The organism is Reinekea thalattae, from assembly GCF_008041945.1.
Classification (GTDB): domain Bacteria; phylum Pseudomonadota; class Gammaproteobacteria; order Pseudomonadales; family Natronospirillaceae; genus Reinekea; species Reinekea thalattae.
Genome location: NZ_VKAD01000003.1, coordinates 144,255 through 157,814 on the forward strand (window position 1 = coordinate 144,255; position 13,560 = coordinate 157,814).

Genomic DNA, 13,560 nt, shown 5'->3' on the forward strand with positions numbered 1-13,560 from the left:
GAATCCTGCCTCCCTTTAAATGCAAGTTTCGAGACGCCCTTATGCTAAAAAAATTACCGATAATATGTGTGTTGTTTACCCTTTCTTCTGTCTATGCCAATGCGGCGCAATCATTGATTGAAACCTATGAACAGGCGTCACAGAACGACCCGACGTTGCAGATGGCTCAGTTAGCGGTTTTAAGTGCGCAACAAGATGTCACCAATGGTTTATCTAATGTGTTACCTAATGTTTCTGCCAGTGCCAGCTACGGTATTGGTAATGATGCATCGATGGACGGTGAAGAAAGCCTAGCGTTAGACAGTGACTTCCAAGCCATTAATGGTTCGTTAGATATCACGCAAAATGTTTTTGCACTCGCTGCCTTTACCGCCTACGAGGCCGTTAAGGTGAATGCATCGATTGAAGATATTGAAGCTGCCTATGCCGAACAAGATTTAATGGTGCGCGTTGCCGAAGCCTATCTGAATGCGTTACGAGCTAAGGACGCACTGGATGTTGCCAAGGCACAGTTGGCAGCAGTCGAGCGCCAATTTGAACAAACAGAGCAGCGTTACGATGTTGGTTTGGTTCCAATCACCGATGTGCTTGATGCAACAGCAACGTTAGATGAAACCAAAGTCAGCCTAATTCGTGCAAACTCTAGCTATAATATCGCGCTGCAAAATATTTCGATAACCACTGGCCAATCGCCAGACGGTATTTTGGATATCAGCGACAGCATTCCAATTACACAACTCGACGAGAGCTTACAAGAGCAATGGATCGAGCTGGCGATTACTCAGCATCCAGACATTATTGTCGCCGAGCGAGGTTTGCAAGTAGGCCAACTGACTGCGCGTGCGTTGGCGCAGCAGTATCGTTTACCGACTGTTGGTGCTTCTATTTCGTTCGATTATGACGACATCTATAACTACGACTATTACAACAACGACGATGAAGACAACTGGAGCGTTGCCGTTGGTGTTCAAGTGAGCATGGATTTATTTACCGGTGGTGCGAATAACTCTGCCATTGCGAAACAAGGCATTCAGAATAACATCGTCGAGCAGCAAATTGAGTTGCTTAAGCGTGGCAAGGCGGTAACGGTTGCCAATCTATTTAACTCAGTGCAGGCCGATGCTCAAAACGTAGCGGCGCAACAGCAGGCATTGAAGTCACGCCAAAGCGCACTGCAAGCAACGGAAGTTGGCTACGATGTCGGTACTCGAAATATCGTGGAAGTATTGGATTCTCAGCTGGCGGTATTTTCTGCGCAAAATAACCTAAATAATGCACGGTATGATTATCTGATTGATCTGTTAAACCTTAAAAAAGAAACAGGTCTGTTAGCATTTCAAGATCTTGCAAGCATCGACCAATACTTGATTGCAGAATAAGCGGTTTAAGCTTCTCGATGGGATAAAAAAAGCAGTGCCTTGGCACTGCTTTTTTCGTTTTGCGAAGACCCGTTTTATGCCGATTGTGACAGGGTAAGAGCCTCGAATCGGATGTGCTCGATCTCATCGCTATAAGCATTGAACTCGCGGATAGCCTGCTCAGGGCTAATCGCTATAAAGCGAACGCTCGCACCTGCAGTGAGCTGCGATAAACGATCCAGATCGGCTGAAATTACCGAGCCGAGTTTTGGATAGCCGCCAATGGTTTGCCTATCGTTCATTAGGATAATCGGCTGACCATTACCAGGCAGCTGAATAGTCCCTTTGCTGATGCCTTCTGAGTAGATTTTTTCGATACCGGAATCAATGGCGTCGCCCTCTAGCTGATAACCCATGCGATCATTGCGTGGCGATATCTGATAATCGCAAGCCAAAAATTTAGCCTGCTCGGCGGCCGTTAAATGTTGCCATTGGTAGCCAGCAATAAAGCGTAAGGTAATCTGTTTGCGCAGACTGGCTTGCTTCAAATAGTGCAATCGATTGGCAGGCTTAGCATTACCAAGAGCGGTTAGGCTATCGCCTTTCTGCAAGGCTTGGCCGAGGCTTTCGCGAATTACCGTAGCGCTACTGTTGAACCAACGAGGGCTGTCAAAACCGCCACTGACCGCCAAATAGCTGCGTACACCAATGCCAGCAAAGCCGATTTTGATTTCGTCGCCACTGTTTACCTGATGCGTTTGCCAAAGTGGTTTGGCTTTGCCATTAATAAATAAAGGAGCGTAAGCACCCGTTAAGCACAGGGTTGTTGGCTTAAGGCATTTTAGAATGAGGCCGCCAAAGGTGATTTCTAATGCGGTGCTGTTGATGTCGTTTTCAACCAGCCGATTGGCGATAGCGAACGAGCGGAAGTCCATCGGGCCACCTTCGGTGAGGCCAATAGCGTGGTGACCAATGCGGCCAGCGTCCTGAAAGGTGGTTAATGGACCGGGGGATACAACACTAAAGGTACTCATAAAATACCTCCAAGATTAATAAATTCGTCTTTGTTGATGGCACTAAATTGCACGTTGTCGCCAACATTAAAAGGCATCGCTGGTGTTTGCTCTGGATTAAACAGTTCAATTGGGCAGCGTCCAATCAGGTTCCAGCCTCCAGGTGACGCTGCTGGATAGATCGCCGTCTGTTGATCGGCAATACCGACCGAGCCTTTGGCGACTTTAGGTCGCGGTGACTTAAGTCGTGGCATGGCAATATCGCTGGCCACTTCGCCCAAATAGGCAAAGCCCGGCGCAAAACCAATGGCATAAACCTGATAGGCTTGCGAGCAGTGGCGTTCAATCACTTGCTCAATTGTGAGCTTATGATGACTGGCAATACGTTCTAAATCTGGGCCGACTTCTTCGTGATAATAAACCGGTAATCGCACCAGCTGTTGATGAGTTGCCATACTGCCTGTCGGTAGGTTTTCGATGCATTGCTCGATGATCTTGATAACAGACGGGTGGCTGCTTAGGCGCGGATTAAAGATAACCAGCAACGATTGATACGATTGCACCAAGTCTAACAGTTGTTCGCCTAATGCCGATTTAATCTGTTTGCCAAGATATTGCAGCTGAGCCGTAGTCTGTGCACCAATGGGCTCATCATGATAGACAATAACAGATCGTTCCGAAGCTAATTCAGTTTTCATAACACCTCATCAGAGATTGAATTTCTTGAATGTGAGCAACCGACTCAGCGTTGTCGCCATGAACACACAGCGAATCGACTGGGTAGGTTAATGCAGCGCCATCGACCGAATAGATGACACCCTGTTCGCAGAGTGACTTTACTCGCTCTAACATCTGCTCACCGTTAAGCATCGCCCCGGCTTGATTGCGAGGCACCAATAGCCCTTGGTTGGTGTAGCCGCGATCAGCAAAGGCTTCAAACAGTAATGGCAGGTCATATTGGTCGGCTTCTGCTTGATGTTGTTGATGCTGTTCAGTCGCTTGCAGCATCAGTGGCAGAGCCAGCGGGTAGTCAGCCACGGCTTGCATTATCGTGGCTCGAACTTTGTCGTCGCGCATCATGTCGTTGTACAGCGCACCATGCGGTTTGACGTAACTTAGCGTAAGCCCCTGTATCGAGGCCATGCCTGCAACGGCGGCAATTTGATATTGAACGCAGGTTTTTAATTCCAACTCTGACATCGCCATCGAGCGGCGACCAAAACCGTTTAGGTCTGGGTAGCCAGGATGCGCGCCAACAGATACCTGATGCTGTTTAGCCAGTGCTAAGGTTTTACTCATGGTGACCGGGTCACCAGCGTGGAAGCCACAGGCAATGTTGGCTTGGTCGATCAGAGGCATCACCTGCTCTTCACCTTCAATTTTCCAAGAACCAAAGCTTTCAGCTAGATCGCAGTTTAATTTCATCAATATCTCTTGTCTTCTCGACTGTTTATAACAATGGCTGTGAAAGCCGCTTACTGAATTTTAAATCGTCATTCGACGCCGAGCTGTGTGATTGTCACTGGGTAGTTGTAAAGTGCAACTAATCTAACTAACAAACGCTGAGTTAACTAAAGGTTTTATGGTTAAAAACTTTGCTAGGTAACTGGTTCTGGCGGTGAGATTAATTCTTCAATCAGACCTTCGCGGATCGCCCGTGGCGATAAGCGTAACTCTTTAATATCGAAACGATGAAAAATTCTATGTGCAATAACGTAGCCAGCTGCAAAGACCGAAATGCGGCGCGGGCTTAACTCGAGTAACTGTGAGAGTTGTCGCTGACTGTCGGCTTGAGTGAGTACCGGTAATAGCCGATCCAGTTGATCGCGATGGATCGTACCGGTTTCGGCTATATGTAAATTAGTCATGGCCCAATTAATAGCTTTAATAGTGCCTGAAGAGCCTATCGCTTCTTGCCATGAAAGATCTTTGAATAATGGCATAACGCTGTCGAGTTGTTGATCGACATAGTCCATGCACTCAACAAGCTGGGCTTCGGATAGGGTGTCGTAGTCTAAAAATTGAGCCGTTAAGGTGACGCAACCAATTTCTAGGCTGGTCAGCACTTGTGGTTGTCGGCCCTTGCCGACGATCAGCTCGGTGCTGCCACCGCCGATGTCGAGTACTAATCTTGAGCGGTCCGCTTCGTTTTGCGACACGCCTAAATAGATGTAGCGAGCCTCATCGTCGCCACTGATAATGCGAATAGGGTGATGCAATGCGCGTTCGGCTTCGGCAATGAAGCTGGGGTCATTATAGATTCGCCGAAAGGCGCTGGTGCCGACTGCCGCAATGCTGACGTTTGGCAGGCTCTTAAGGTGATCGTGGAAGTGAGCTAGGCAACGTAAGGCGCGAGTTTTGGTTTCTTTATTGATTCGACCATTGCTAATGCCAGCTGCAAGACGCACCAGTTCGCGCCGACAGTCGACAGACGTCAGCTTTTTGTTTTCGTGTTTCATGATGACTAGATGAAAGCTATTGGAGCCTAAATCTATTGCAGCTACGTATTCTGGGCCTAACATAGTTCAGTGTTCATTACTTTGCTTTTGAATATAACTTTTATTCGCTGGCAAAGCCAAGTAAACCCGTAGCTTGGACCAATAAGCTGTCAGGATTGGTCGTTTTTGTTGATCAGTTAGATTATTATGATCTGTATTTTTATGGTTTTTGTGTTTTTCGATCTAAAAAACAGAATATAAAAAAATGAAAGACTGTCTGTCGAAAAAATCAATTAACGAATCGACATTTTTGTCGGGGTAAATATGACGCACAAGGTCGGTTTTGTGCACCAAGTTGAAGCATTAGTTAGGTGTCGGTGGTATGCGGTTTTCTCGGCAGTTTTGGACCAGAGAATGAGTCAAAAGCTAGACTAAAGTGCGCAAAATGTAAGTTTGTGTAACAAAATAGGTGGTAAAATGATCAGCATAAGGATTGCCTCCGGCTATTTAATCATTAGTATGGGAGTTTCGAGAATCGACATCGCATTTTCATTTTTGCGACTTCTCTCTAACTTACCGATTAAACACCCGACCTATAAAGGATCGCGCTAGAAATGCTTTTTGGCGGGTATCGGTACGAATAAAAAATGAATTGGAAGAGACTATGACTAACATGCACTCTGGTCTATATCGGCCCGAATTTGAGCACGATGCCTGCGGTATCGGATTTGTTGCCAATTTAAAAGGCCGTAAGTCACACGACATTATCGAAAACGCGCTGACCATGCTTAGCTGCATGGAGCACCGGGGTGGTACCGGTGTTGATACCAGCAGCGGCGATGGTGCAGGTGTATTGATTCAAATTCCACATGAGCTATTTGAAGAAGAGACCACAAAGCTAGGCTTTAATTTACCTGCTAATGGCGAATATGGTGTCGGCATGGTGTTTTTCCCATCCGATGAAAGCAAGCGCCAAGAATGCCGCGAGTTGCTAGAACGGAACATGAGTCGCTTAGGTCTGCGTCTATTAGGTTACCGAGTTGTACCTGTGGATAACAGCATGATCGGCCAAGCAGCTAAAGACCAAGAACCGCAAATGGAACAGGTCTTTATTCAGAATCACAACTGTAAAACGCAGCAACAGTTTGAGCGTAAGCTTTATGTGTTGCGTAACTACACCCGTCATTTGGTGGCGGAAACGGTGGCAAACATTGGCGAAGATTTTTATATCGCGTCGATGTCATCGCGTACATTGGTTTACAAAGGCCAGCTGACAACAGCTCAGGTGCGTCAATATTACTTAGATTTACAGGATGAGCGTTGCGTCTCTGCAATGGCGATGTTCCATTCGCGTTTTGCTACCAACACCTTCCCGCATTGGCGTCGCGCCCAGCCGTTCCGTTATATGTCGCACAACGGTGAAATTAATACAGTTAAGGGCAACGTTAACTGGTTAGAGGCACGCCAAGCGTTATTTGAATCGATTCGTTTTACTAACGAAGAAATGGATATGTTAATGCCGATCTTTGATCGTGACATGTCCGACTCTGCCAACCTCGACATGATGGTTGAATTGCTGGTCTTAGCTGGCCGACCTTTGGCGCATACCATGATGATGGTGGTACCAGAAGCTTGGCAAACTCAAGAAGACATGGACCCAGTTAAGCGTGCGTTCTATGAATATCACGCCTGCATTATGGAACCTTGGGATGGCCCAGCCTCTATTTCATTTACCGATGGTAATATCATTGGTGCGACTTTGGACCGTAACGGTTTGCGTCCGTCTCGTTATTTAGTGACCGACGATGACATGGTAGTTATGGGCTCAGAAACTGGCGCTCTGATTGTTGATCAATCTAAAGTGGTCGAAAAAGGCCGTTTGCAGCCGGGTAAAATCTTCATTTGCGATCTTAATGAAGGTCGTATTATTTCTGACGAAGAAGTAAAAGCCGATATCTGCTCGCGCCAAGACTACGTGAAGTGGGTAGAGCAAGAAAAAATCATTTTGGATGAATTGCCAACACCAGAAGTGAAGGTTGAGCATCCATTAGTTGATAACTTGAAGAAACGTCAGCGTGCCTTTGGTTATAGCACCGAAGATTTGCATCTGATTCTGGCCGATATGGTTGGCACCAAAAAAGAACCGCTTGGTTCTATGGGTACCGATACACCCTTTGCGATTCTTTCGGATCGTCCTCAGCATTTATCGCACTACTTTAAGCAGTTGTTTGCTCAGGTGACTAACCCGCCAATCGACCCGATTCGCGAAGAGATGGTGATGTCTCTGCGTACCTATATTGGTGGTGATTTAAACCTACTCGAAGAGTCGGCCAAGCATTGTCATAAGTTGGAAATCAAACAACCGATCTTAAATAACGAACAGCTGATGAAGCTTCGCTATATCGATCACTCGCATTTCCAAACGCGCACGATTCCAACAACCTTCCGTGCGACGGGTAAAGCTGGAGAGCTAGAGCGAGCGTTGGAGCGAATTTGTCGTTATGCAGCCGATGCAGTGAATGATGGTTTCCAAATTCTTATTTTGTCGGACCGTGATATCGATACCGACCACGTTGCAATTCCATCCGTATTGGCAACCGCAGCCGTGCATCACCACCTTATTAAGGCTGGTTTACGCGCTGATTGCGACATTGTTGGTGAATTTGGCGATGTCCGTGAGACGCATCACTTTGCCACAGTATTAGGCTTTGGTGCTTCGGCGGTGAATCCATTTATTGCCATCGAGTCGCTATTAGAGTTGCGCAACGAAGACATCATCGATTCTGAACTGACCGATACCGAAGTGTTTGATCGCTATGCTAAAGCGGTAAGTTCTGGCTTGTTGAAAATCTTCTCTAAAATGGGGATTTCAACATTACAGTCTTATCAAGGCGCGCAAATTTTTGAAGCTTTGGGTATTAATCAAGCCGTTGTCGACCGTTATTTCTGCGGTACGGTAACGCGTATTCAAGGTTTAGGTTTGGATGAAATAGCGCAAGAGTCGCTGACCAAACATCGCGAAGGTTACCCGGCCGACGATCGTATCTTTGTTGAGCCTGCATTAGAGTCTGGCGGTGAATATGCTTGGCGTCACGATGGTGAGCGCCACCTATTTAACCCAACCACGATTCGTTTATTGCAGCACGCGACTGAACAAAACGATCTTGAGCAATTTAAAGAATATTGCCGCAACGTCGACGATCAGTCGAAAGAGATGTACACTCTACGTGGTTTATTGAAGTTCCAGTCGGATCGTCAATCGATTCCATTGGCTGAAGTTGAGTCCGTAGAGTCAATCTTTAAGCGTTTTGCAACGGGTGCAATGTCGTTCGGTTCTATTTCTTGGGAAGCGCACACAACACTCGCCATCGCTATGAACCGTATTGGTGGTAAGTCGAACTCAGGTGAGGGCGGCGAAGATCCTATTCGCTTTAAGCCACTTGAGAATGGCGACAACATGATCTCCAAGATCAAGCAGGTTGCTTCTGGTCGCTTTGGTGTCACCTCTCATTACCTTGCTAACGCCGAAGAGCTACAAATTAAGATGGCGCAGGGTGCAAAACCGGGTGAAGGCGGGCAGTTGCCAGGCCATAAAGTCGATGCTTGGATTGGTCGTACTCGTGGTTCGACGCCAGGTGTTGGTTTGATTTCACCGCCGCCGCATCACGATATTTATTCAATCGAAGATTTAGCCCAGCTGATCTACGACCTGAAAAACGCCAACCGCGATGCGCGTATCAACGTTAAGCTGGTTTCTGAAGCTGGTGTTGGCACCATTGCATCGGGTGTTTGTAAAGCCTTTGCCGACGTGGTGCTGATTGCCGGCCACGATGGTGGTACCGGTGCTTCGCCATTGAGTTCGATCAAACACGCAGGTTTACCGTGGGAACTAGGCTTGGCCGAAACTCACCAAACTTTGGTACAAAACGGTTTGCGTTCGCGCATTGTTGTGCAGGCTGATGGCCAGATGAAAACGCCACGCGACCTTGCCATCGCTACGTTATTAGGTGCCGAAGAATGGGGCGTTGCAACCGCTGCATTGGTTGTTGAAGGCTGCATCATGATGCGTAAGTGTCACCTAAATACTTGCCCAGCCGGTATTGCGACGCAAGATAAGCGTTTGCGTGATCGCTACCAAGGTAAGGTCGAAAACGTAGTCAACTTCTTCACTATGATGGCCGAAGGCTTACGTGAAATTATGGCTGAGTTAGGTTTCCGCAGTATCAACGAAATGGTCGGTCAAGTGCAGTGCTTAGCGCCGCGTACCGATGTTGATCATTGGAAATTCCAAACCGTTGACCTTAAGCCTGTACTCTACAAAGCAGTGCCAATGTTTGCCGAAGATACGCTGTATCAATCGATCAAACAGAAGCATCAAATCGACGACATCATCGATCGGAAAATGATTAGCGATGCCGCCGACGCGTTAGAAAACGCCAAGCGCGTAGACTTAAGCTACAGCATTCGTAACACCGACCGTTCGGTGGGCACGATGTTGTCGAATGAAATCTCTAAACGCTATCACGCCGATGGCTTACCGGAAGATACCGTCAGCGTTAAATTTAACGGTTCTGCGGGTCAAAGTTTTGCGGCGTTCGCAGCCAAAGGTGTCACCTTTGAGCTAGAAGGCGATGCAAACGATTACTGCGGTAAAGGTTTGTCTGGTGCCAAGTTGGTGATTTACCCAGACAAAAAAGCGCCATTCGAGCCAAGCAAAAATATCCTCATTGGTAACGTAGCCTTCTTTGGCGGTACCGATGGTCGTGCCTTTATTCGAGGCCGAGCTGGCGAACGTTTCTGTGTTCGTAACTCAGGTGTGACTGCTGTTGTCGAAGGTGTCGGTGATCACGGTCTGGAATACATGACCGGTGGTTGCGCTGTGATCTTAGGTGAAACGGGACGCAACTTTGCTGCAGGTATGTCCGGTGGTGTTGCCTACGTTTGGGATAAAAACCAAAGCCTTGCCGATAAGTGCAACATGGAAATGGTAGAGATCGAAGCACTGGAGCCTGAAGATCAGGCGCGTTTAAAAGCCTTGATCGAAGAGCATGCACAAAGCACTGGTTCCGATGTCGCACAAGCGCTACTGGCCGATTGGCAAAGTGCGCTCAGCCAGTTTGTTAAGGTAATGCCTGTTGATTACAAGCGTATCCAACAGTACATGCAAACGGCTCGCGACAGTGGCAAATACGAAACAGAAGAAGATGTTTCGGCCGCTGCGTTCGAAATGCACATCGAAAATTTAAAAAAGCCGAAGCAATCGGCTAAATCGACGGTTTAAGGAGGGCTATTCATGGGAAATCCAACGGGTTTTATCGACGTTGCGCGTAAGCTACCTGAAGACCGTAACGCAAAAGATCGTCTTATTGATTGGAAAGAAGTTCACGAACACATGCCAGAGGCAGAAATTCGTGAACAGGCTTCTCGCTGTATGGACTGTGGCGTACCATTTTGTATGTCTGGTAAGTCTCAGTACGCGCCAGCCGTAGCCGGTTGTCCAGTCAATAACTTGATTCCAGAATGGAACGACTTGGTCTACCAAGGCCGCTGGAAAGAAGCGTTACAGCGTTTGCACAAGACCAATAACTTCCCTGAGTTTACTGGTCGAGTTTGTCCAGCGCCGTGTGAAGGTTCTTGCGTTTTAGGTATTAACGCCGACCCTGTCACCATTAAGCATCACGAAGTCTCGATTATCGAAAAAGGCTTCGCGGAAGGTTGGGTTGTTGCGAATCCACCGAAAACACGCACCGGAAAAACCGTTGCCGTGGTCGGTTCTGGCCCAGCAGGCTTAGCGGCAGCTGCTCAGCTTAACTCAGCTGGTCACACTGTTACTGTATATGAACGAGCAGATCGCATTGGTGGTCTATTGATGTACGGTATTCCAAACATGAAGTTACAGAAAGAAGTCGTTGAGCGTCGTGTTGAAATCATGCGTCAAGAAGGCGTTAACTTTGTAACCAATACCGAGATTGGCAAAGACTTATCGGCAAATCGTTTAAACGATGATTTCGATGCCGTCGTGATTGCAACCGGTGCGACAGTGCCGCGTGACTTACCAGTTGAAGGTCGTAACTCCAAAGGCGTTCACTTTGCTATGGAGTTCTTGGCAAAAAATACCAAGAGCCTACTCGACAGCGAACACAAAGACGGTAATTACATCAGTGCAAAAGGTAAGCACGTTGTCGTGATCGGCGGTGGTGATACGGGTACCGACTGTGTTGGTACCTCGCTTCGTCATGGTTGTGAGTCTGTTGTGCAGTTAGAAATTATGCCGCAACCGCCACAGTCGCGTCAGTCAAATAACCCTTGGCCGCAGTGGCCAAAACGCCTATTGGTTGATTATGGCCAAGAGGAGTCAGTGGCAACGCAAGGTCGTGATCCGCGTGATTACTTAGTAATGACTAAGAAGATTGAGGCCGATGATCAAGGCAATGTTAAAGCGGTTCATACAGTTAACATTGAATGGCAGAAGAACCCTGAAGGCCAAATGGTACCGCAAGAAATTGCCGGATCAGAAAAGGTTTACCCTGCCGATCTTGTCTTGTTAGCGATGGGCTTTTTAGGTCCAGAAGCAAAAATCTTAGATGACTTAGGTGTCGAAAAAGATATGCGCTCCAATGCAAAAGCTGAGTATGGTGAGTTCGATACCAGCGTTGAAGGTATCTTTGCCTGTGGCGATGCTCGTCGTGGTCAGAGCCTGATTGTATGGGCGATCAATGAAGGTCGTGGTGCAGCACAAGCGGCTGATAAATACCTAATGGGCCATTCATACTTGCCTAAATAATGTGCGTTGAAGCTGTCGGTGATTACCGGCAGCGAAGCGCAATGGCACTATAAGTTGCTTTGTTAATCACAAAGCAAAAAAGCCGTCAACCGTATTATCGGTGACGGCTTTTTTTATGCTTGGTCTAGGTCGTTGTTGAGTGCCGGATTAGTCAGCCAGATCAGCAAACAACGGAGTTGAAAGATAGCGTTCGCCATAGGATGGAATAATAACAACAATCAGCTTACCAGCGTTTTCTTCACGCTTGGCGACCTCAATGGCACTCCAAATGGCTGCACCAGAGGAAATACCCACTAACAAACCTTCGTCGGTTGCGGCTGCACGCGCGGTACTCATAGCGTCTTCGTTTTCAACTTGGATAATTTCATCAAGCAGCTCGGTATCGAGCACTTCAGGGACAAAGCCCGCGCCAATACCTTGGATCGGGTGAGGACCTTTATCGCCGCCGGACAACACAGGTGAAGCTGCCGGTTCTACGGCAATGGCTTTAACATCGGCTTTGCGCTGCTTCAAAACTTTCGCGGTACCAGTAACGGTGCCACCCGTGCCGACGCCGGAGATTAGAATATCGACTTGGCCGTCGGTATCGTTCCATATTTCTTCTGCTGTTGTTGCTGCGTGAGCCGCAGGATTGGCAGCGTTTTCGAACTGTTGCGGCATGAAATAACGCGCCGGATCACTTTCTGCCAGCGACTTGGCTTTAGCGATTGCACCGCCCATGCCTTCTGGGCCAGGGGTTAAAATTAATTCAGCACCGTAGGCTCTCAGTAATTGGCGACGCTCTTTCGACATCGTTTCTGGCATAGTTAAAATGCAGTTGAAACCTTTGGCCGCGGCGACCATTGCCAATGCAATGCCGGTGTTACCGGAGGTTGGTTCAACGATGGTCATGCCTTCTTTTAATGCGCCGGACTCTATAGCTGCTTCGATCATGGCGAAGCCGATTCGGTCTTTAACGGATTTTCCCGGATTAACGTATTCGAGCTTGGCGACAACCGTGGCTTTGCAATCTTTGGTCAATCTGTTGAGTTTAACAAGAGGGGTGTTGCCGATTAGGTCGGTGACGTTATTTGCGATGCGCATATCGATCTCCATTCACTGATTCATACAGTAGAGAGTTATGGCTCCCAGAGCGTAAAGCTTAGCGAGCTTATTATGAGCATTCAGTGTAACCAGTTTCTTACGCCGATCTAAATAATCTTATTGGCTAGCGATGTAGCGAATGGTTATTTAGAACATGAACTGTTTATTTAAGAAGAACGGTAGCGCTATCGTTCGGGTTGGTTATCTATTTGGTTAGGCTATCGGTTGGCTATCTATTTGGTTGGAGCTATCTATCAGGTTGGCTATCTATTTGGCTGGAGCTATCTATCAGCTTGAATGTCGAGCTTAAGCAGTGCTGCTATAAAGCGAACTCGTTGGCTGCTATCGCGTGGCGCTTGAACCAATAGCGTTTGGCTGTTTTCAATCCGAGTCATGTTTGGGCCAAGCCAATCGGTGATCGCTTGGTCAATCTGTGCGATCAAACCATAGCTTGGTGCGTGCAGGGTTAAGCGAATGTAATCACTCACCTCCGGCATTGTGCTGTATTGGCTGGTGGCTGGAGCAGTTTGCTCTTCGCCCTCATTGGGCTCGCTAGGTATTGTGATCGGTGTTGCCGTTAAGCCGTCGTCGACAGTTACCATATGAAGTAATGGTCTGGCTTCGGCCATTAAAGCGACGGTTAGAAGTAATAAAACGATGGCTGCACGCATAGCAGATCTCTCTTAGTTGAATCTGGTTTCAAGTCTAGCAACGACACCATACTGTGCAGCTAATTGTTTGTCACTGATAGATCACAGGCCGGATTTTTCCACCAACTAAATCGCCAGACCCTCTTGACAGATTTTAAAAGACAGTTTTATTAATCAAGATTAGAAGTTGTTTGTAAGTGACTGTTTTTATTGAAGTTTTTTGGTCAAAATTCA

The 13,560-nt window shown here is 47.4% G+C and carries 9 protein-coding genes; 3 read left to right on the forward strand and 6 right to left on the reverse strand.

The annotated features are described in order from the left end of the window. Window positions 1–41 precede the first annotated feature (41 nt). Window positions 42–1,379 (forward strand): TolC family outer membrane protein, encoded by a 1,338-nt coding sequence (locus FME95_RS12925; protein ID WP_147714915.1) that lies wholly within the window; start codon window positions 42–44, stop codon window positions 1,377–1,379. 74 nt (window positions 1,380–1,453) lie between these two features. On the opposite strand, the gene FME95_RS12930 is transcribed toward FME95_RS12925, so the two are convergent. The 4 genes from FME95_RS12930 to FME95_RS12945 all read right to left on the reverse strand — a co-directional run bounded on the left by FME95_RS12930 (window position 1,454) and on the right by FME95_RS12945 (window position 4,893). Further along, window positions 1,454–2,392, reverse strand: a complete 939-nt coding sequence (locus FME95_RS12930) for a 5-oxoprolinase subunit C family protein (protein WP_147714916.1) — start codon at window positions 2,390–2,392, stop codon at window positions 1,454–1,456. Then, window positions 2,389–3,069 carry a 5-oxoprolinase subunit PxpB gene (pxpB, locus tag FME95_RS12935; protein WP_147714917.1) on the reverse strand — a complete coding sequence of 227 codons (681 nt, stop codon included), beginning with the start codon at window positions 3,067–3,069 and terminating at the stop codon, window positions 2,389–2,391. The genes FME95_RS12930 and pxpB overlap by 4 nt, the downstream gene beginning before the upstream one ends. Next, window positions 3,059–3,796 carry a 5-oxoprolinase subunit PxpA gene (locus FME95_RS12940; RefSeq protein WP_147714918.1) on the reverse strand — a complete coding sequence of 246 codons (738 nt, stop codon included), beginning with the start codon at window positions 3,794–3,796 and terminating at the stop codon, window positions 3,059–3,061. The genes pxpB and FME95_RS12940 overlap by 11 nt, the downstream gene beginning before the upstream one ends. A 173-nt stretch (window positions 3,797–3,969) precedes the next feature. After that, window positions 3,970–4,893, reverse strand: coding sequence for a Ppx/GppA phosphatase family protein (locus FME95_RS12945; RefSeq protein ID WP_147714919.1), 924 nt, complete (start codon window positions 4,891–4,893; stop codon window positions 3,970–3,972). A gap of 580 nt (window positions 4,894–5,473) precedes the next feature. Between FME95_RS12945 and gltB the strand changes: the two genes are divergently transcribed. Both gltB and FME95_RS12955 read left to right on the forward strand, forming a co-directional pair. After that, a complete protein-coding gene (gltB, locus tag FME95_RS12950; RefSeq protein WP_147714920.1) occupies window positions 5,474–10,090 on the forward strand; it encodes a glutamate synthase large subunit in 4,617 nt (1,538 codons plus the stop codon). 12 nt (window positions 10,091–10,102) lie between these two features. Further along, entirely contained in the window at window positions 10,103–11,593 is a 1,491-nt protein-coding gene (locus FME95_RS12955) for a glutamate synthase subunit beta (protein WP_147714921.1), read from the forward strand. 147 nt (window positions 11,594–11,740) lie between these two features. Here the strand turns inward: FME95_RS12955 and cysK are convergent, their stop codons facing one another. Next, a complete protein-coding gene (gene cysK / locus FME95_RS12960; RefSeq protein WP_147714922.1) occupies window positions 11,741–12,676 on the reverse strand; it encodes a cysteine synthase A in 936 nt (311 codons plus the stop codon). 281 nt (window positions 12,677–12,957) lie between these two features. After that, complete coding sequence (locus FME95_RS12965; RefSeq protein WP_147714923.1) at window positions 12,958–13,347, reverse strand: flagellar basal body P-ring protein FlgI; 390 nt, start codon at window positions 13,345–13,347, stop codon at window positions 12,958–12,960. Window positions 13,348–13,560 lie beyond the last annotated feature (213 nt).

What these genes read in the sequence shown, in the direction of transcription:
- FME95_RS12925 (WP_147714915.1), top strand. Translation starts at nt 42, where the DNA reads ATGCTAAAAAAATTACCGATAATATGTGTGTTGTTTACCCTTTCTTCT.
- FME95_RS12930 (WP_147714916.1), bottom strand. Translation starts at nt 2,392, where the DNA reads ATGAGTACCTTTAGTGTTGTATCCCCCGGTCCATTAACCACCTTTCAG.
- pxpB (WP_147714917.1), bottom strand. Translation starts at nt 3,069, where the DNA reads ATGAAAACTGAATTAGCTTCGGAACGATCTGTTATTGTCTATCATGAT.
- FME95_RS12940 (WP_147714918.1), bottom strand. Translation starts at nt 3,796, where the DNA reads ATGAAATTAAACTGCGATCTAGCTGAAAGCTTTGGTTCTTGGAAAATT.
- FME95_RS12945 (WP_147714919.1), bottom strand. Translation starts at nt 4,893, where the DNA reads ATGTTAGGCCCAGAATACGTAGCTGCAATAGATTTAGGCTCCAATAGC.
- gltB (WP_147714920.1), top strand. Translation starts at nt 5,474, where the DNA reads ATGACTAACATGCACTCTGGTCTATATCGGCCCGAATTTGAGCACGAT.
- FME95_RS12955 (WP_147714921.1), top strand. Translation starts at nt 10,103, where the DNA reads ATGGGAAATCCAACGGGTTTTATCGACGTTGCGCGTAAGCTACCTGAA.
- cysK (WP_147714922.1), bottom strand. Translation starts at nt 12,676, where the DNA reads ATGCGCATCGCAAATAACGTCACCGACCTAATCGGCAACACCCCTCTT.
- FME95_RS12965 (WP_147714923.1), bottom strand. Translation starts at nt 13,347, where the DNA reads ATGCGTGCAGCCATCGTTTTATTACTTCTAACCGTCGCTTTAATGGCC.